The organism is Lutimaribacter pacificus, assembly GCF_900142185.1.
GTDB lineage: Bacteria > Pseudomonadota > Alphaproteobacteria > Rhodobacterales > Rhodobacteraceae > Lutimaribacter > Lutimaribacter pacificus.
Map to the genome: position 1 here is coordinate 72,605 of NZ_FQZZ01000007.1, position 19,979 is coordinate 92,583.

At 60.5% G+C, this 19,979-nt stretch carries 16 protein-coding genes; 15 read left to right on the forward strand and 1 reads right to left on the reverse strand.

Annotation, left to right across the window (positions count from 1 at the left end; all coding sequences use genetic code 11):
• Positions 1-24: 24 nt before the first annotated feature.
• Positions 25-2,025, reverse strand: a complete 2,001-nt coding sequence (locus tag F3H87_RS16570) for an NADPH-dependent 2,4-dienoyl-CoA reductase (protein ID WP_036051597.1) — start codon at positions 2,023-2,025, stop codon at positions 25-27.
• Between the two features lie 59 nt (positions 2,026-2,084).
• Here F3H87_RS16570 and F3H87_RS16575 point away from each other — a divergent pair, with 59 nt between their 5' ends.
• The 15 genes from F3H87_RS16575 to F3H87_RS16645 all read left to right on the forward strand — a co-directional run bounded on the left by F3H87_RS16575 (position 2,085) and on the right by F3H87_RS16645 (position 19,974).
• On the forward strand, positions 2,085-3,335 hold the full coding sequence (locus F3H87_RS16575) for an acyl-CoA dehydrogenase family protein (protein WP_223228099.1): 1,251 nt from the start codon (positions 2,085-2,087) through the stop codon (positions 3,333-3,335).
• Positions 3,332-4,111 carry an enoyl-CoA hydratase/isomerase family protein gene (locus F3H87_RS16580; protein WP_027264403.1) on the forward strand — a complete coding sequence of 260 codons (780 nt, stop codon included), beginning with the start codon at positions 3,332-3,334 and terminating at the stop codon, positions 4,109-4,111. The genes F3H87_RS16575 and F3H87_RS16580 overlap by 4 nt, the downstream gene beginning before the upstream one ends.
• 9 nt (positions 4,112-4,120) lie before the next feature.
• A complete protein-coding gene (locus tag F3H87_RS16585; RefSeq protein ID WP_027264402.1) occupies positions 4,121-5,281 on the forward strand; it encodes an acyl-CoA dehydrogenase family protein in 1,161 nt (386 codons plus the stop codon).
• A 27-nt stretch (positions 5,282-5,308) separates the two neighbouring features.
• Positions 5,309-6,700 carry a phenylacetate--CoA ligase family protein gene (locus F3H87_RS16590; RefSeq protein ID WP_027264401.1) on the forward strand — a complete coding sequence of 464 codons (1,392 nt, stop codon included), beginning with the start codon at positions 5,309-5,311 and terminating at the stop codon, positions 6,698-6,700.
• Entirely contained in the window at positions 6,697-8,304 is a 1,608-nt protein-coding gene (locus F3H87_RS16595) for an acyl-CoA carboxylase subunit beta (protein WP_027264400.1), read from the forward strand. Before F3H87_RS16590 ends, F3H87_RS16595 begins: the two co-directional genes overlap by 4 nt.
• Positions 8,305-8,314: 10 nt before the next feature.
• Positions 8,315-10,321 carry an acetyl/propionyl/methylcrotonyl-CoA carboxylase subunit alpha gene (locus F3H87_RS16600; protein WP_027264399.1) on the forward strand — a complete coding sequence of 669 codons (2,007 nt, stop codon included), beginning with the start codon at positions 8,315-8,317 and terminating at the stop codon, positions 10,319-10,321.
• 4 nt (positions 10,322-10,325) lie between these two features.
• The gene (locus F3H87_RS16605; protein WP_027264398.1) at positions 10,326-11,285 is read left to right on the forward strand and encodes a hydroxymethylglutaryl-CoA lyase; all 960 of its coding nucleotides are present in this window, start codon (positions 10,326-10,328) and stop codon (positions 11,283-11,285) included.
• 12 nt (positions 11,286-11,297) lie between these two features.
• Entirely contained in the window at positions 11,298-12,212 is a 915-nt protein-coding gene (locus F3H87_RS16610; protein WP_027264397.1) for an SDR family NAD(P)-dependent oxidoreductase, read from the forward strand.
• Positions 12,212-13,006, forward strand: coding sequence for a citryl-CoA lyase (locus F3H87_RS16615; protein WP_027264396.1), 795 nt, complete (start codon positions 12,212-12,214; stop codon positions 13,004-13,006). The genes F3H87_RS16610 and F3H87_RS16615 overlap by 1 nt, the downstream gene beginning before the upstream one ends.
• Before the next feature lie 3 nt (positions 13,007-13,009).
• Positions 13,010-14,173: an acyl-CoA dehydrogenase family protein gene (locus tag F3H87_RS16620; protein ID WP_027264395.1), complete on the forward strand. Its 1,164-nt coding sequence runs from the start codon at positions 13,010-13,012 to the stop codon at positions 14,171-14,173.
• A gap of 11 nt (positions 14,174-14,184) precedes the next feature.
• Complete coding sequence (locus tag F3H87_RS16625; RefSeq protein ID WP_027264394.1) at positions 14,185-15,024, forward strand: FAS1-like dehydratase domain-containing protein; 840 nt, start codon at positions 14,185-14,187, stop codon at positions 15,022-15,024.
• Positions 15,025-15,236: 212 nt separating this feature from the next.
• Positions 15,237-16,016 carry an ABC transporter ATP-binding protein gene (locus F3H87_RS16630; protein ID WP_028288584.1) on the forward strand — a complete coding sequence of 260 codons (780 nt, stop codon included), beginning with the start codon at positions 15,237-15,239 and terminating at the stop codon, positions 16,014-16,016.
• 4 nt (positions 16,017-16,020) lie between these two features.
• On the forward strand, positions 16,021-18,018 hold the full coding sequence (locus F3H87_RS16635; protein ID WP_223228100.1) for an AMP-binding protein: 1,998 nt from the start codon (positions 16,021-16,023) through the stop codon (positions 18,016-18,018).
• Positions 18,019-18,033: 15 nt separating this feature from the next.
• Entirely contained in the window at positions 18,034-18,918 is an 885-nt protein-coding gene (locus F3H87_RS16640) for a branched-chain amino acid ABC transporter permease (protein WP_027264391.1), read from the forward strand.
• Between the two features lie 3 nt (positions 18,919-18,921).
• Entirely contained in the window at positions 18,922-19,974 is a 1,053-nt protein-coding gene (locus F3H87_RS16645) for a branched-chain amino acid ABC transporter permease (protein WP_027264390.1), read from the forward strand.
• Positions 19,975-19,979 lie beyond the last annotated feature (5 nt).

The following is a 19,979-nucleotide window of genomic DNA, read 5'->3' on the forward strand; positions in this document are numbered from 1 at the left end:
TTTCCCCCTTGCCCGAGCCTCGGTTCAGAGATCCTGCGCCAGGCGCACGCCCTCATCAATGGCGCGCAGCGCATCCAGTTCGGCGGCCTCCTTTGCCCCGCCGATCATCGTAACCGGGACGCCGCGCGCTACAACCTCTTTGGCCAGGGCTCGTTCCGGTTCCTGACCGGTGCACAGCACAATTGTATCGGCTGCGATGACCGTCGGGTTTCCGTCCGCGACGATGTGCAGCCCCGCATCGTCGATATGTTCATAGGTCACCCCGCCCATTGCCTCGACCCCATGTTTGCGCAGCGCGTTGCGCAGGATCCACCCTGTCGAAACACCAAGCCCCGCGCCCGGTTTAGCGGTCTTGCGCTGCAGCATGACGACCTTGCGGCGCGACGGCTTCGGTGCCAGAGGGTCGCCCGCCAGGGCACCCGAGGAGACAAATTCGGGGTCCACACCCCAGGTTTCGCAAAAGACGTCGGAATTCGCGGTCTCGGCGGGTTTGGTCACTAGGAACTCGGCCACATCATGACCGATGCCCCCCGCCCCCATCACCACGACACGGTCGCCCGCCTCGCGGTCACCGGACAGAATTTCGGCGTAGGTCGCGACGCTGGGATGGTCGATACCCGGCAGGTCGGGAATGCGCGGCGTGACCCCGGTGGCGATGACCACATGGTCAAATCCCTCAAGATCGCTCGCCTCTGCCCGCTGTCCCAGACGCTGCGTGACCCCGTGTTTCTGCATCTGACCGGCATAATACCGCAGGGTTTCGTCGAATTCGTCCTTGCCTGGTGCGGCGCGGGCCAGATTCAGCTGACCGCCCAATTTGTCCTGCGCTTCGAACAGGGTGACATCGTGGCCCAGCCGCGCCGCCTCGGCGGCTGTGGCCATGCCCGCGGCACCACCGCCAACGACGGCCACTTTCTTTGGCGTGTCGGTTGGCGTATCCCGGAATTCCGTTTCACGCCCGGCCCTTGGATTGACCAGACATCCGACCGGCCGGTCCGAAAAAATGAAATCCAGGCAGGCCTGGTTGCAGGCAATGCAGGTGTTGATCTCGTCTGCGCGGCCCTCGCGCGTCTTTTTCACGAAATGCGGATCGGCCAGAAACGGGCGCGCCATCGAGATCATGTCCGCATCGCCAGAGGCAAGTATGTCTTCTGCAAGCTGGGGTGTGTTGATCCGGTTCGAGGCGACTACCGGGATCGACACCGCCGCTTTGACGTTGGCTGCCGCCTTGCGCCAGGCACCGCGCGGCACCGGGTAGGCGATCGTCGGCACGCGGGCCTCATGCCAGCCGATGCCGGTGTTCAGGATATCCGCACCCGCAGCCTCGATCTTGCGGGCCAGTGCGGCAATTTCATCGGCGGGCGCGCCGCCCTCGACCAGATCGGCCGCCGAAATCCGGTAGATGACCAGAAAGTCGGGGCCGCAACGTTCGCGCACCGCGCGCACGATCTCGACCGGGAATCGGTGGCGGTTCGCGGCGCTGCCGCCCCAGTCGTCTTGGCGCTTGTTGGTGTGGGTGACGGTGAATTCGTTGATCAGGTATCCTTCGGACCCCATGATCTCGACGCCATCAAAGCCTGCGGCCTGCGCATTGGCGGCCGCCACGGCAAAATCCTCGATGGTACGGAGAATGTCGGCTTCGGTCATTTCACGCGGGATGAAACGGTTGATCGGAGCGCGGATCGGCGACGGGGCCACACACCCTTCGATCTTGGCATAGCGCCCGGCGTGGAGGAGTTGTGCGCAGATCAGGCTGCCTTCGGCCTGCACCGCCTCGCAGATCGGGCGCAGGTCAAGCGCTTCTTCCGGGTCATCGATTCTCGGACCTTCTGGATCGAATATGCCCTCGGCATTGGGCGAAAACCCGCCGGTGACCAGAATCGCCGCCTCCCCCCGCGCACGCTCGGCGTAAAATGCGATCTGTTTGGCTATGCCGTCGGGCTCGGTTTCCAACCGCGTGTGCATCGACCCCATGATGACACGATTTCGCAACGTATGCTGGCCTGCGCGGATGGGCGAGAGCATGGTTTCAAAGCTTCCATCTGGTCTATTTTTCACTTTGGTTCTCCTCCTCAAAACTGCACTTGATCTACATTCTAACATTTGTTAGATTTTTTTGGAAAGAAGATTTTCGCTCATGGGGAGGAGCACCGATGCAATTCCAGCCTACAGACGATCAGAAGGCGTTTCGCGAGACCGCAAAGCGCTTCGCAACTGAAAGGCTTGCGCCCACATATCAAGAACGCGCCAGCGGCCATACATTCGACCGTGCGCTGATCAAGGAGATGGGCGCACTGGGGCTGATCGGGGCCGATCTGCCCGAGGAATTCGGGGGACTCGGCGAAAGCTCTGTCACGTCAGGGCTGATCGTCGAAGAGATCGCCTATGCCGATTTCAACGCAAGTTACGTGCAGCTTCTGGGCTCTCTCATGGGCGGAATGGTTGCCAAACATGCCTCCAAGAACATCGCGTCGGAATGGGTGCCCAAGGTTGTTTCGGGTGATGCCGTCATTGGTCTGGGCCTGACAGAGCCGCGTGGCGGTTCGGATGCGGCGAACCTGATTCTGAGGGCCGAGAAATCCGGCAACGGCTGGCGGCTGAACGGTGAAAAGACATCCATGAGTTTTGCCAGTCAGGCGGATGCGGCGGTCGTCTTTGCCCGTACCGGCGATCCTGACGGCGGCTCACGCGGGGTCAGCGCCTTTTTCGTCGATCTGAACCAGGAAGGCATCAAGCGCACCCATTTTGACGACATCGGCACCAAGCCTGTCGGGCGCGGCTCGGTTTTCTTTGACGATGTTTTCGTGCCGGCTGAAAACATGATGGCGGAACAGGACCGTGCTTTTGGCACGATCATGGCGGGCTTCGACTATTCCCGCGCACTGATCGGGCTGGAGTGCCTGGGGGCCGCGCAAGCGTCGGTGGATGAAACCTGGGCCTACGTTCAGGAGCGCGAGGCATTCGGAGCCCCGATCGTGCAGTATCAGGGTGTCAGCTTTCCCTTGGCCGAGGCCGAGACCCAACTGACCATGATGCGCCAGCTTTGCTATTACACGCTGGACCTGCGCGACTGTGGCCTGCCCCACACCTCTCAGGCTGCCATGTGCAAATGGTACCTGCCCAAAACCGCCTGCGAGATCCTGCACCAGTGCCTGATCCTGCACGGACATTACGGCTACACCACCGACCTGCCCCACCACCAGCGTTACAACGACGTTCTCGGCCTTCAGATCGGCGACGGCACCGCGCAGATTCAGAAGCTGGTGATCGCCCGCGAGAAGGTCGGTCGCATGGCGCTGCAGTATGACAAGAAGGCGAAGGGAGCCTCGAAATGAGCGACCCCATCCTCGTCACTTCCGAGGGCAACACCGGCATCATCGAACTGGCCCGCCCCGAGAAATTCAATTGCCTATCACTTGAGGTGCATGAGCGTATTTCTGTCGCGCGTGCGGAATTCGAGGCGAACCCCGCTATTCGGGCGATCCTCATCCGGGCGCAGGGCAAGCACTTTTGCACCGGTGCCGATCTGGTGGAAGTGAAAGGTAAATTGAACGATCCCGCCGCGCTGGACCATTTCATCGCCTTTGGCATGAACAACCTGCGTGCGCTTGAAACCTCCTCCCTCCCTGTCGTGGTGGCAGTGCAGGGGTTGTGTCTGGCCGGCGGGATCGAACTGATGCTGGCATGCGATGTGTGTTTCGCGGCCGAAAGCGCCCAGTTTGGCGATCAGCACGCGCAATTCGGGCTGATTCCCGGTTGGGGTGGCTCGCAGCGGTTGACACGGTTGATGGGGCAGCGCAGGGCGCTCGACCTGATGTTCTCGGCCCGCTGGCTCAAGTCGGACGAGGCCAAAGAGGCCGGATTGGTCAACTACATCGTGCCGGATGCGGACCTGCACAAGTCTGCGCTGGAATACTGCGAGAAAATCGCCACCCGTTCACGTCCCGGCATCGCCGAGATGAAGCGGTTGGCGCGCGAAGGCGCGGACCTTGGTATCGACCAGCAGATGCGGCTTGAGCGCGATGCCGCCGTGCGCGCACTGCCCAGCGATGACGTGGCGGAGGGCCTCGATGCATTCGAGAACCGGCGCGCCCCCGAATTCAAGGCTTGAGGACGAAACATGGATTTCATTTTGAACGACGAACAACGCCAGATTTACGACTATGGCGGCCAGCTGGCGCAGAAGTTCGACAACGATTACTGGCTGAGACACGCACGCAAGCACGAGTTTCCGCACGAAATGTTCCGCCAGATCGCCGATGACGGCTTCCTCGGCATCATGGTGCCCGAGGAATATGGCGGCGCGGGCCTTGGTATGACCGAAATGGCCCTGTTCATGGAGGGCACCGCCAATCACGGCATTCCGCTTTTGATGATGGTGGTCGGGCCGACCATGTCGCTGGCCCATATCGCCAGCCACGGAAGCGAGTTCCACAAGAAAGAACTGCTGCCGGCTGCCTGCCGCGGTGATATCCAGTTCTGTTTCGCGATCACTGAACCGGGGGCCGGGTCGAACACGATGAAGGCCACTACGCTGGCCAAGCGTCGAGGCAACCGGTTCAGCCTGTCGGGCGAAAAGACCTTCATCACCGGGGCCGAAGTGGCCGACTACTGCCTCGTGGTGGCGCGGACCAAACCGCATACCGAGGTCAGCCGCAAGACCGACGGCTTTACCCTGTTCGCCGTGGATCTGAAGAAAAAAGGCGTCGACAAGCAGCGGGTGAAGATCTCGATCCCCCTGCCCGAGGAGCAGTGGACACTGTTCTTCGACGATGTGGATCTCGGCCCCGAGGATGTGGTCGGCGAGGTGGACGAAGGGTTCTCGATCCTGTTCGACAGCCTCAACCCCGAGCGTATCATCCTGGCCGCCTTGTGCTGCGGCATCGGCCGGTTCGCCCTGAACAAGGGCGTGGCCTATGCCTCCGAGCGCAATGTGTTCGGCCAACCCATCGGTGCGCACCAGGGCGTGCAGCACCCGATGGCCAAGGCGCACACAGCGGTCGAGATGGCCAGCCTGATGACCCGGCGCGCGGCATGGGAGTTCGACAACAAGCTGCCTGCCGGTGCGTCGTCGAACATGGCGAAATATGCCGCCGCCGAAGCCGGGATCGAAGCGGTCGACGCGGCGCTTCAGGCGCATGGTGGATCGGGCTTTACCGAAGATACGGGGCTTTATGAGATGTACCCGCTGGTCCGCCTGCTGCGCACAGCGCCGGTGAACCGCGAACTGTGCCTGAGCTTTATCGGCGAAAAGGTCATGGGGCTGCCACGATCCTATTGATCGCCACGGCTTGGAACGGAGAACGACATGCAATTTGGAATGCGCTTCCGGCGGGAAGATGCCGCCGACAAGGTAAATGATCGCTTCTGGCACGCGATCGAGGGCACGCCGCTCGACGAGGTGCGCCGTATTCAGGAAGAGCGGCTGCGCGATCAGATGGCCTATCTCAAGGCAAACTCGACTTTCTATCAGGAGAAGTTCGCGAAAGCCGGTGTGGAATTCGACGATATCCGCACCATCGAAGACCTCCAGAAACTGCCCTATACCTACAAGACCGAGATCCGCGAAAGCCTGGCCGCCGAACCGCCGTTCGGCAAACACCGGGCCGCGCCGATGGCCGATATCATCCAGATGCAGGCCTCGTCCGGCACCACCGGAAGCCCGTCTTACGTGGCGCTGACCGAAGCCGATACCGAGATGTGGCACGAGATGACGGCGCGCTGTTTCTTTGCCAATGGCGTGCGGTCCGGCGATATGGTGCTGCATGCGTTTTCGCTGGCCAAGGGTTTTGTCGGCGGCATTCCGGTGATGCAGGGGTTGCAGTACATGGGCGCAATCGACGTGCCTGTGGGGGCGGATGGTGGCGTGGAACGGCTGCTGCGCGCCTGCGCCGACACGCGCCCGCGTTGCATCGTCGGCGCGCCGAATTTCGTGCTGCACCTGGCTGACAAAGCGCCCGAAGTGCTCGGCTGCAAAGCCAGTGAACTGGGCGTCGAACAGATCATCGTCGGTGGCGAACCCGGCGGCGGCATTCCCGCCATCCGGGCCAAGATCGAAGCGGCCTGGGGCGCGAAATGCTGTGAGATGCTGGGCGGCACCGATCTGGGTGTGACCTATTGGGCTGAATGCGATGCCCAGTCGGGGATGCATATGGTCAACATGGACTACATCATTACCGAATTGCTCGACCCCGAAAGCGGAGAAATCATCCCTTGGGAAAAGGGTGCCGAGGGCGAGATGATCTATACCGCGCTCGGCCGTCGGGCGAGCCCGCTCGTGCGATTCCGGTCGGGCGATTACATCGAGGTTCTCGACACCGACTGCACCTGCGGGCGCACCGGGCCCAAGATCCGCTGCACCGGCCGGACCGACGACATGCTGATCGTGCGCGGGGCCAATGTCTTTCCCTCGGCCATCAACAGCGTGATCACCGAGATGGTGCCGGAGACCAACGGCGTCATGCGCATCGTGGCCGATTTCGAGGGTCACACCACGCAGGGCGCGCTGACGGTGATCGTCGAACGCGGTCCCGACCGCGACGCCGCGGATGACCAGGCGCTCAAGAAGAAAATCGAGCAGCGCCTGCGCGATGCCCTTGTCTTCAAGGCCGACGTTCACCTTGTCGCGCCCGACACCTTTGAGAAACCCGGTGCCGCCAAGGTCGCCTTCGTTCTGAGAGAATATCCGGACCTGCCATGACAAGAATGAAATCCCTTCTCGACACCGGGTCCGACGACTTCCGCGCCAACGACGTGTCTTACCGCGAAAAGGTCGATGAACTACATGCCCTCCGGCTCAAACAGCGCGTCGGCGGCCCCGAAAAGGCGCGCAAACGTCATGTGGACAAAGGCAAAATCCTGCCGCGCGAAAGAATTGAAAGGCTGATCGACCCGGGTACACCATTCCTGGAACTCGGCGAGCTGGCCGGGTTGAACAAATATGAAGGCGTGCCACCGGGCGCGGGCATCATCACGGGCATCGGTGTGATCGAAGGCCGTCAGTGCATGATCATCGCCAATGATGCCACCGTAAAGGGCGGCACCTATTTCGGCATGACTTCCCGCAAGCATGTGCGCGCCCAGAAGATCGCATGGAAGAACCGTCTGCCCGTCATCACCCTCGTGGATTCCGGCGGTGCCTTCCTGCCGGATCAGGAAAACATCTTTCCTGACGAAGGCCAGTTCGGGTCCATCTTTCACCAACAGATCGGCATGTCGGGCGATGGTGTGCCGCAAATCGCCGTGGTCATGGGGCCCTGCACCGCGGGTGGCGCATATATTCCCGCGCTCTGTGACGAAGTGGTGATCGTGCGCGGTCAGGGCTTTATGTATCTGGGCGGACCGGAATTGACCTTTGCCGCAACCGGCGAAAAGGTCGAAGCCGAAGAACTGGGTGGCGGCAAGATGCATTCGTCGGTGTCGGGCGTGACCGACCATCTGGCCGAGGATGACGCCCACGCCCTGGCCATCACCCGCGAGATCGTCAGCCATCTGGGCGAAAAGCCCCGGCCCCGCAAGACGCCCGCCGCGCCGCGCCCGCCGGCCTATCCGGTCGAGGAAATCTACGGCATTGTCAGCCGCGATCCCAGGGTGCCGACAGACAACCGCGAGATCGTCGCGCGGCTGGTGGACGGCAGCGATTTTCACGAATTCAAGCCGCTTTATGGCGACACGATCATGACCGGCTGGGGGCGCATCCACGGCCACGAGGTCGGGATCATCGCCAATACAGGCGTGCTTTTCGTCGAAGCCGCGCTGAAGGCGACGCATTTCATCAATCTCTGCGTCCAGCGTGATATTCCGCTGCTGTTCCTGGCCGATGTGAACGGCTTCATGGTGGGCCGCGAGGTCGAGCAGATGGGCATTGCCAAGGCCGGTGCTAAAATGATCACGGCCATGTCTTCGGCCCGGGTGCCGAAATTCACAATCATCACCGGTGGCTCTTACGGCGCGGGATACCTGGCGATGCTGGGCCGCCCGTTCCAGCCGGACGCAATGTTCGCCTGGCCGACGGGACGGTCGGCAATCATGGGGCCGGAACAGGCCGCCAGCGTGCTGGCTCAGGTCCGCGCGCAGATCAACGAACGCGAAGGCAAAAGCTGGACCCCCGAGGAGGAGGAAGCCTTCAAGGCACCGATCCGCAAGGAATACGAAGATTTTCAGGGGGCCTATAATTTTGCTTCCAACCTTTGGATCGACAGCGTGATCGAGCCCTGTGAGACCCGTGACGTCATGGCGCTGATGCTGGATGTAACATCGCGCAGACCCAAGGTCGAAACCAACTTCGGCGTGTTCAGGATGTGAGGAGCGAACCGTGAAAATCAAGACGCTTCTGATCGCCAACCGCGGCGAAATTGCCTGCCGGATCGCGCGCACTGCGCGGGCAAGCGGTATCATTCCCGTCGGCGTGCATTCGCAGGCCGACGTCAATGCCCTGCATGTCCGCGAGATTGGCAAATCTGTCTGTATCGGCGCCGGACCTGCATCCCAGAGCTATCTGAAAATCGACGCGGTGATTGCCGCTGCGCAATCAGTGGGCGCGGATGCGATCCATCCCGGTTATGGCTTTCTGGCCGAAAACCCCGATTTTGCTCGTTCGGTCGAAGCCGCCGGCATGATCTTCATGGGGCCGACGCCGGAAACGCTTGAACGTTTCGGCGACAAGGCCAGCGCCAAAGAGGCCGCCGTGGCGGCCAGCGTCCCGGTGATTTCGGGCGCCGAAGGTGCGCGGTCCGATCCCGAGCAGATTGCCGAGGAGGTGCGCCAAATGGGCCTGCCGGTGCTGCTCAAGGCGGTCGGCGGCGGTGGTGGGCGCGGACAACGGCTCGTCACTGACGAGACCACGCTGGTCGAGGACATCGAAGGCGCGCTGCGCGAAGCAAAATCCACCTTCGGCTCCGAAGGGCTGCTGTTGGAGCGTTTCCTGCCCGAGGCGCGCCATGTTGAAGTGCAGATCGCAGGTGACGGCAAGGGCCATGTGGTGCATCTGTTCGAACGCGATTGCACGCTTCAGCGCCGCCACCAGAAGGTCATCGAGGAAGCCCCGGCCTGGGGTCTGCCCCGAACGCTTCTGGACGACATCGCACGCGACGCGGTGCGCTTGGGCGAAACGCTGGACTATCGCGGGCTGGGCACGGTCGAATTTCTGGTCGCGGGTGGCGAGTATTTCTTCCTTGAGGTGAACCCGCGCATTCAGGTGGAACATCCCGTCACCGAAGCGATCACCGGGCTGGACCTTGTCGCGCTTCACCTGCGGATTGCCGAAGGCGCGGGCCTTGGACTGGTGCAGGACGATCTGACGATCAACGGCCACGCGGTCGAGGCGCGGCTTTACGCCGAAGATCCGGCGATGCAATTCGCCCCGTCGACGGGCACGCTCTCCACGCTCAGCCTGCCATCGGGCCTGCGCATCGACAGCGGCGTCGAAGAAGGCGATGCCGTCACGCCCTACTACGACCCGATGATCGCCAAGCTGATCGTGCACGCGCCCGACCGGGAAACCGCATTGGCACGTCTAGCCACGGCGCTTGATCATGTCGCGGTCGAAGGTGTCGAAACCAATCGCGCCTTTCTGACGGCGCTGGCGCGAAACCATGAATTCGAACGGATGCAGGTGCATACCCGCTGGATCGACGGCAGGCTGGATGAGCTGACACAGGCACCCGGCCTGACCCGCCCAGATCTGTGGAAGGCGACCGCTGCCATTCTCTTCGTGACCCAGTCGCGCAGCGACACAGACGCCAATCCCTGGACCAACCGTGATGCCTTTACCGGCTGGCGGCTTGGACTGGGCGGCGATGCGATTGAAGCGGGGCAGCGCGTGACGCTTACCGATTCTGACGAGGTATCCGAAGAACTGCGCGTCAGTCCTGTCAAACCGGGTGCCAAGTACACCATCCGTTCGGAGAAAGGCGAGGCGCTGATACTGTCGGCACGTGAACTGACCCCGGGCCGTTGGCGTGTCGGCGAAGGCGACACCGTCCATCTGATCGACGCGCGCCTGCACGCGGGCGTGATCGAACTGGATACGCCCGAAGGCCGCCTGGTCTTTCGGCCCGCCGCGCCCCTTGCCTTTGCCGGCGGCGATGCCGCGGCGGATCGCGCCGTGACCTCTCCGCTGACCGGCATGATTGTCGAAATCAAGGTCTCCGACGGTCAGAGCGTGGCCGAAGGCGACGTGGTCGCGGTCATGGAATCCATGAAACTCGAAATCTCGATCCGGGCGGCCGCGGCCGGGATCGCCAGCAATATATCCGTCTCGAATGGGGACATGGTCGATCGCGGCCAGGTCATCGCCGAGATCCTGCCATCCGAGGAGTGATGAAATGAGCGACTTTCCCAAATTCGTAGAATTTCGTGAAGAAGGCCCGCGTGAGGGTTTTCAGATCGAAAAGAAGATTTACCCGATCGAAGAGCGGATCGAACTGATCGACATGCTCAGCGAAACCGGCTTGAAACGCATTCAGGTCGGCAGCTTTGTCAGCCCGAAATACGTTCCTCAGATGGCGGACACCGGCGAGTTGTTCCAGCGTATCAAGCGCAAACCGGGCGTGAACTACACATCGCTGTGGCTGAACGACAAAGGGTTTCGCAAGGCCCTGACCGCGCATGAGGTCGATATCGACCCGCGTCTGCTGTTCTATCCTTCCGAAGCATTCGCCCAATCGAACAACAATTGTTCCTCGGCCGAGATGCGGGAAAAACAACGTGACTGGGTCCGTCTTTACAAGGAAGAGGGATATACCGTCGACGCGGCCTATGTGATGACCGCTTTCGGCTGCAACCTCGAGGGCCCCATCCCCCAAGAACGCATCTTGGACGATTTCCGCTTTATCCTTCAGCTATGCGAAGAAGAGAACATCCCCGTGCCGATCCTCGTGGTCGCCGACACCATGGGTTGGGGAAACCCCGAGGCGGTCAAACGGATGATCGGCGCCCTGCGCGAATTGGCGCCCGAGGCGCGCATCGGTATGCACATCCATGACACACGTGGGCTGGGGATCGCCAACGTTTATGCGGCCCTGTCGATGGGCGTGGACATGTTCGAAAGCTCCGTCGCCGGTCTTGGCGGCTGTCCTTTCGCGGGCCACGGCCACGCGCGCGCCGCAGGAAATGTCTGCACCGAGGATGCAGTGTTCCTGTGTCACGAGCTCGGCATCGAAACCGGCATTGATCTGGACAAGCTGATCGCAGCGGCGGTCAAAGCAGAAGAGATCATCGGTGTGCCGCTCATGGGCCGGGTCATGCACACCGGCGGGTTGGACAAATACCGCAAGTCACGCTGAGGGAGCAAGAAGATGACAAAAGCACTTGACGGAAAGGTCGTTCTGGTCACCGGGGCCGGCGGTGGGATCGGGCGTGATATCGCCTTGATGGCAGCTACCGAAGGCGCCGCCGTGGTGGTCAATGATCTGGGCGCATCCCTGAAAGGCACCGGTCAGACAGAAACTGCGGCGCAGAAAGTCGTCGAAGAGATCAGGGCCGCTGGGGGCGATGCCATTGCCGATGGCGGCTCTGTCACCGATCCCGATGCCGCGCGCGCGATGATCGAAGCCGGGGTCAAGGAATTCGGTCGCATCGACGCGGTGGTAAACAACGCCGGCATTCTGCGCGACGGTTACTTCCACAAGATGACCTATGAGGATTTCGACGCGGTGGTGAAGGTCCATCTTTATGGTGCCTTCAATACCAGCCGCGCGGCCGCCGACTATTTCCGCGAACAGGAAAGCGGCGCGCTCGTGCACATGACCTCGACCTCGGGGCTGATCGGCAATCTGGCGCAGGCGAATTATTCGGCGGCAAAGCTGGGCATCGCGGCCTTCTCGAAATCGGTAGCGCTCGACCTGAAACGCTGGAACGTGCGGTCAAACTGCATCGCGCCCTTCGCCTGGAGCCGGATGATATCGTCGATCAAGACCGACACGGAGGAACAGAAGGCGCGGGTCGAGAAGGTCAAGAAGATGACCCCCGCCAAGGTCGCGCCGATGGCCTGTTACCTGATGAGCGACCGCGCGGCGGATGTGTCGGGGCAAATCTTTGCAGTGCGGATGAACGAGATATTCCTGTTCAACCAGCCCCGCCCGCTCCGGTCCGTCCACTCCGGTGACGGCTGGACCGCCGATGAAATCGCCGAGCGCGCCATTCCCGCGCTCAAATCGCAATTCACACCGCTCGAAGTTTCGGCGGATGTCTTTTCGTGGGATCCGGTCTAATGGGAAAACGCAAAGAAAAAATCAGCTCCGACATTGCCTGGAGCACCCCCGACAAGATCTGCGTGCGCGGGCTCGACTTGCCGAACGAAATCCTCGGCCACATGAACCTGGGCGATCTGGCCTTTCTGCAATTGACGGGCCGCAAGGCCACGCTCGAGGAAAGCCGCGTCTTCAACGCCATCATCATCACCCTTGTCGAACATGGCATCACGCCATCGGCCCTGGCGGCGCGGATGACCTATATGGGGGCGCCGGAATCGCTTCAGGCGGCTGTGGCGGCTGGCTTGTGTGGGCTGGGCACCGTCTTTGTCGGTTCTATGGAAGGTGCCTCGAAAATGCTTTACGAGGCACTGCCACAGGACAAGTTGGGCACCGGTGTCGATCTGGATGCGCTGGCCGTCGAGACGGTGGAAAAATTCCGCGCCCGCAAGATGATCGTGCCGGGGCTCGGACATCCGGTGCACAAGCCGGTCGATCCGCGCACACCTCGCCTGTTCCAGATCGCTGCCGAGAACGGCAAGTCCGGTGAATACATCGAGTTGATCCAGAAAATTCAGGCCGTTGCCGAAGAAAAATCGGGTAAGATGCTGCCGATTAACGCCACCGGGGCGATCGGAGCAATCTGCTGTGAATTTGGCTTCCCCTGGAAGATCGTGCGGGGCTTTGGCGTCATGGCACGCGCCATCGGTCTGGTCGGTCATATCCTCGAAGAGAGCGAAAACCCGATTTCCTATGAGCTTTGGCAGCGTGCCGAGCAGGAAATTCTTGAAACGTCGGGTTCAGGAGCGAAGTAACCGATGCAGACGTCAGCCCCAGACACTCACACCGATCTGCGCGACGCCTTGCGCGCACTTTGCGCGCAGTTTCCGCCAGAATATCATCGCAAGTTCGGCGAGGATGAAACCTACCCCGAGGAATTCGTCGATGCGCTGACCCGCGAGGGCTGGCTCGCCGCGATGATCCCAGAAGAATACGGCGGCTCGGGTCTGGGCCTGACGGAAGCCTCGATCATCATGGAGGAGGTGAACCGCTGCGGCGGCAACGCGGGCCATTGCCACGGGCAGATGTACAATATGGGCACGCTGCTGCGGCATGGTTCGGAGGAGCAGAAACAGAAATATCTGCCCGGCATCGCCAGCGGCGAATTGCGCCTGCAATCCATGGCCGTGACCGAACCGACCACCGGCACCGACACCACCAAACTGAAGACCACGGCGGTGAAAAAGGGCGACCGGTATGAGATCAATGGCCAGAAGGTCTGGATCAGCCGTATCCAGCATTCCGACCTGATGATCCTGCTGGCACGCACCACGCCGCTGGCCGAGGTCAAGAAGAAATCGCAGGGCCTGTCGATCTTCATGGTCGATCTGAAAGAGGCGATCGGCAACGGCATGGAGGTCCGCCCCATCGCCAATATGCCCGGCCACGAAACCAATGAAGTGTTTTTCGACAACCTGGAAATCCCCGCCGAGAACCTGATCGGGACCGAGGGGCGCGGATTTTACCATATTCTTGACGGGCTGAACGCCGAACGTACCCTGATTGCGGCGGAATGTATCGGTGATGGATACTGGTTCGTCGACAAGGCCCGCACCTATGCCGGCGACCGCATGGTCTTTGACCGCCCCATCGGCCAGAACCAGGGCGTGCAATTCCCTATCGCCAGGTCCTATGTGAACATCGAGGCCGCCAATCTGATGCGCTTTGAAGCCTGCAGGCGGTTCGATGCTGGGCTGGATTGCGGAGCACAGGCGAATATGGCCAAGCTGCTGGCTTCGGAGGCCAGCTGGGAAGCGGCCAATGCCTGCATCCAGACCCATGGCGGCTTCGGTTTCGCACGGGAATACGATGTCGAGCGCAAGTTCCGCGAGGCGCGCCTCTATCAGGTCGCCCCGATCTCGACCAACCTGATCCTGTCATATGTCGGAGAACATATCCTCGGCATGCCAAGATCGTTCTGAAGGCCAGGATTATGGGTGAGATCGACCTTGACGCGCTGGCGCCCTGGCTGGGACGCACCGAGACTAAAGAAGACGTTCTGACGGAGGGGCTGATCGACAAATTCCGCGCCACGCTCGGTCCGCATCTTTGGGACGGATCAGGCGATGTCCCGCTGGGAATTCATTGGTGCATTTCCCTTGATACCGTGCCAGCGACCGCCCTGTCAGAAGACGGCCATGCCGCAAGGGGTGGATTCCTACCCCCTGTCCCGCTGCCCGCCCGGATGTGGGCCGGCGGCGATGTTAAACATATCGCGCCGCTGAAAATCGGCGAAACCATCACCCGGCGCTCTTCGATCAGGGATATTGTGGCCAAGCAGGGCCGTAGTGGACCATTGGTGTTTGTGACCGTCGAACATGAGTATCTGAGTGGCAACCGGCTTTGTATCCGGGAGCAGCAAACGATCGTTTATCGTGAGATTTCCACCCCCCGCACGGGCGAGAGCGCAGCTGACGCGGGTGACCCCACCACGCTTAGATCGACGCTGACACCGGATCCTGTTCTTCTGTTTCGCTATTCGGCGCTGACGTTCAATGCCCATCGCATTCACTATGATTACGTCTACGCCACCGAAACCGAAGCCTATTCCGGGCTTGTTGTGCATGGCCCATTGCAGGCCACGCTGCTTCTGAATCTGGCGGCGGATGCGTTGAAAACATCGCCCCACCGGTTTTCGTTCCGCGGCCTCGCGCCACTCACCCTGCCCTGCGAATTGCAACTGCACAATGAAGAGACCGGCACCTCCGGGACAGTCTGGTGTCAGGATCAAAACGGTCTTCGAAGCTTTTCCGCAGAGTACGCGGCTGTCTGATCGGTTTCCTTTGGTAGCGGATTCAGTTGTTGACCAATTTTTCTAACATCTGTTAGGCTGCGCGGAGAGACTTGGTAAAATAGACCAGGCAAACCTCTGAATTAAGAGGTGGGAGGAGGAACGATGCGAGGAAAACTCGTAACCAACGGAAAACCGTGCGGTCAGGCTATGCGTGCCTCCATGAGGTGTTGGGGAAAAGCACGGGTTGTAACATGACCACGAATAACGGGCACGTATCGTCACCGCTTGCGGTGCGTGGCGCAACTTTGAAATTTGGCGGTGTGACCGCGCTCGACGATGTGAGCATCTCCGTGGCCGACGATGAATTGCTTGCAATTATCGGTCCGAATGGTGCCGGAAAAACATCACTTCTGAACGTGACTGCGGGCTTCTACCGTCCGCAGAAGGGCCGTGTCGAATTGTCCGGGCAGGACGTGACCGGCCTGCGTGTTGACCAGATCGCCCGGCGCGGTCTGGCGCGGACGTTTCAGGGCACCCATCTTTTTGCCGGGCAGACGGTGGTGGAAAACATTATGATCGGCCGCCACATGCTGATGAAATCGAATGTAGTCCAGGCCTTTTTCCAGTTCGGTCCCGTGATGCGCGAGGAATCGGAACATCGTGAAGCCGCAGAGGAGATCATCGATTTTCTCGAGATCGAGGCAATCCGCAACCGGCCCGTGGGCACGTTGGGGTATGGGTTGCGCAAGCGTGTCGATCTGGGCCGTGCATTGGCGCAGGAACCGTCGATCCTGCTGATGGATGAACCGATGGCCGGCATGAACTCGGAGGAAAAAGAAGACCTGGCGCGCTTCATTCTCGATGTGCGCGAGGCGCGCAAGATTCCGGTAGTTCTGGTGGAGCACGACATGGGCGTCGTGATGGACCTTGCCGACCGGATCGTGGTGCTGGATTTCGGGCGGGTCATCGCCGAAGGCACCCCGGAAGAAATCCAGAAGGACCCGGCTGTCATAAAGGCATATCTGGGGTAGCGGCATGGTCAAACAACGGACAGCAATGGTCTTTTCGGACCCAGCAGTGACACATAGCGAAACCCTGCCGCAGGTTTTGCTCGCGCGAGCGACATCCACACCGACCAACCTCGCCGAACGGCACAAGCGCCTGGGCATCTGGCGTGAATTCACCTGGGCCGATGTTCTTGACAGGGTTCGCGCCCTGGCTCTCGGGTTGGAGAACCTGGGCTTGTCGGCTGGCGAATCCGTCATGATGATTGGCGAAAACGAACCCGAACATTTCTGGGCTGAATACGCCGTCCAGTCGTTAGGCGGCAAAGTCCTGTCTGTCTATCCGGATCAAAACGCTGAAGAGATTCTGTATCTGGCCGAAGACTCGCAAACGCGGGTTTTTCTGGCGCAGGATCAGGAGCAGGTCGATAAATGCATCGAGATTGCGGGCAAGTACTCGGGCGCCCTGGCGGTCGTTTACTGGGACGATTCCGGTCTGTGGGGCTATGATCATCCCCTGTTGCATTCGTTTGAAAGTGTGAGCGCGGCAGGGCGTCAGATCCACGCCAAGGAACCCGCCAGATTTGAAGAACACGTAAAACGTGGACGGGCGGACGATACCGCCTTGCTGTCCTATACTTCGGGGACCACGGGAAAACCCAAGGGCGTTGTCATCAGCCATCGCTACCTGTTCGACAATTGCTCGCGGGTGATGGGGGCAATCGAAATCGCGCCGGGCACCGAATACCTGACCTACATTTCGCCTGCCTGGGTCACGGAACAGATTTTCGGCCTGTCGATCGGTTTGATCGCGCCCATGGTCGTCAATTTTCCCGAAGGCCCTGAAGACGTACTGACCAACATTCGCGAACTGGCGGTTGATGCACTGGTGTTCAGTCCGCGCCAGTGGGAAAACCTCGCCTCCATCGTTCAGGCCCGGATGCTGGGCGCGGGCAAGTTCCGCAATGCGATGTACAATTGGGGCATGAAGGTTGGCCGCAACGTTTACGTCGAGCGGCTGGAAGGGCGTAGCCCCAGCCTTGCCGCACGCCTGCAGCTTCCCTTTGCCGAAGCTCTGGTGCTGCATCACCTGCGCGACAATCTTGGCCTTGGTAAGGCCAAAAACGCAATGAGCGGCGGCGCCCTGATGGCACCTGACGTCTTTCGTATGTTCCACGCGATGGGGGTTAAGCTGCGCAACGTGTATGGCGCGACCGAAATCGGCCTTCTGACCGCGCATGTCGGCGAAAGCTATCAGCTGGAAACCAGCGGCAGCTGGATGCAAAGCAACACGAACTACGGCGAACCGCTGGAATACAGGGTCTCGGACGAAGGGGAGCTTCAGGTGCGTGGCGGATCGGGCTTCGGCGGCTATCACGGCAAGCCCGAAAAGACCGCAGAGGTGCTGACCGAAGACGGTTGGTACAAGACCGGTGATGCGGTCTCGATGACCGACGACGGCGAGCTATTGTTCTTTGACCGTGTCAAGGACATGCGCCGCCTGGCAAACGGTCACAGCTATCCGCCGCAGTTCATCGAAACGCGGTTGCGGTATAGCCCCTTCATCAAGGACCTCATGACATTGGGCGACGAACGCCGGAATTTCGTCAGCGCGCTTATCAATATCGATATGGAAGTTCTCGGGCGTTGGGCGGAAGAGAACAAGATCAGCTTTTCGACCTACACCGATCTGTCGCAGAAACCCGAAGTTCTGGACCTTATCAAAGGCGAAGTGGCGCGCATCAATGCGCTCCTGCCCGAAGGCTCGCGCGTGGCACGTTTTGCGAATTTTCCCAAGGAACTCGACCCGGATGAAGGCGAGTTGACCCGCAGCCGAAAGCTTCGCCGGGCCTTTCTGGAGGAACGGTATGCCAAGCTCGTCGAGGCGATCTATGCTGGCGATGACGAGACAGATCTCGAAATCGCTGTGACCTATCAGGACGGTCGTCAAGGCGTTCTCAAGACCACGGTTCGCGTGTCGGATGTTGAAAACGCATCGAAGGCTGCCAAGCGGCAGTCCAAATCTTAAAGGAGGTCGGCGACAATGGTCTATTTCATCAATGACATCATTACCGGGGCTTTGATCGGCCTTCTGTATTCGCTGGTGGCCATGGGCTTTGTTGTGATTTATCGCGCCAGCAAGGTGTTCAACTTCGCGCAGGGCGAGCTTGTGATCATCGGCGGGTTCATCGTCTGGTTCACAACGATGCAAGCGGGGCTTAGCCTTTGGTTGTCGATACCCCTTTCGCTGGTTCTGGCCGGGCTGGTCGGGTACGCAATCGAACGGATTTTCCTGACAAAGCTGATCGGTGAATCGGTTTTCTCGATGGTCATGGTCACCGTCGGTCTTCTGATCCTGCTGCGCGGTCTGGTGCTGCTTGTGTTCGGTCCCGCCGTGCGGCCCTTCCCGATCATTTTCCCGCTGAAACCCTTGTTCCTCGGCGACATGTTGATCCCGATGAACCTCCTGATAGGCGGGATCATCACCATTGTCGCCGCCGTCGGCCTGTCGTGGTTCTTCAACCGGACCCGGTCCGGCCTGCGGATGACCGCCGTGGCGGAAGACCACGTCGTGGCCTCCTCGATGGGCATTTCGGTGAAAGGCTCGATTGCCTTTGCCTGGGTTCTCGGGGCAATCCTGTCCACAATTGGTGCGATGATCTTTCTCAGCGGCAAATCGCTGACCTTCCTGGCCTCGGATATCGGGTTCGCGGCCCTGCCGGTGGCGCTGTTTGCCGGGCTGGAATCCATCGGCGGGCTGATCCTTGCGGGCGTGATTATCGGCATCGTCCAGAGCCTGACAACCAACTATCTTGACCCGCTGATCGGAGGGTCACTGGGCAGCGTTGTCCCCTATATCATCATGCTTGCCATTCTGCTGATCCGACCGACCGGCCTGTTCGGCTGGCGCACAATTGAACGGGTGTAATCCATGGACCCTTCCGGCGTATTCCCGACAAGCTATCGCAGTGACAGACGTTTGATCCGAACGCGCTGGCAGTTTCTGGCCCTCGTCGTATTCATGGCTCTACTGCTGTTGGCGCCTTACCTGGTGAGCAGCCGTATCATCGCTATCCTGAATATGATGATGATCAGCGCCGTCATCGCCGTCGGGCTTCAGATCTGCACCGGCTATGCGGGCCAGATCAACCTGGGTCAGGCGGCTTTCATGGGGGTCGGGGCCTATACGGCCTCGATACTGGCCTCGAAGACCGGCCTTACGTTTCTGCTGACCATTCCTCTGGCCGGGCTCTCGGCTGCGCTGTTCGGCTTTCTCTTTGGCTTGACCGCGGCGCGGATCAAGGGGTTCTATCTGGCACTGACCACGATTGCAGCTCAGTTCCTGTTCCACTTTGCCGTATTGAACCTGCCGTCTACCTGGCTGGGTGGATCGAACGGTATCACCGTGCCCCCGGCCGAGCTTTTCGGGCTGCGATTTGTCAGCGAATCTTCGCAGTTCTATCTGAATTTCGCGGTCACCGCGATCATGGTGGCGGGCGCGTTCGGGATCGTTCGGTCACGCTTCGGCCGTGCCTTCGTGGCGGTCAGGGATGATGACGTGGCCGCGGGTATAATGGGGATCAATGTCGCGGCCACAAAGGCAAATGCCTTCCTGATCGGCGCTTTCTATGCGGGCGTCGGCGGGGCGCTTTGGGCCTATCTGATCCGCTTCGTGGGGGTAGACCAGTTCACCCTGTTTCACTCGATCTTCTTCGTCGCGATGATCATCGTCGGCGGGATGGGTTCAATCGTGGGGGCCCTGATCGGCGTCTTCATTATCCGCATCATCCAGGAAATTATCGCGACGGTCGGCCCCAATATCGCCGACTCGGTATCATTCCTTGGCGGTGACATCGTGTTCGCTGGCATGAATGTCGTTCTTGGCGGCGTGATCGCATTGTTTATGATCCTCGAACCCAAGGGGCTGATGCACCGCTGGAACATCCTGAAGTCGTCATACCGTATCTGGCCGTTTCCTTACTGAGAAAT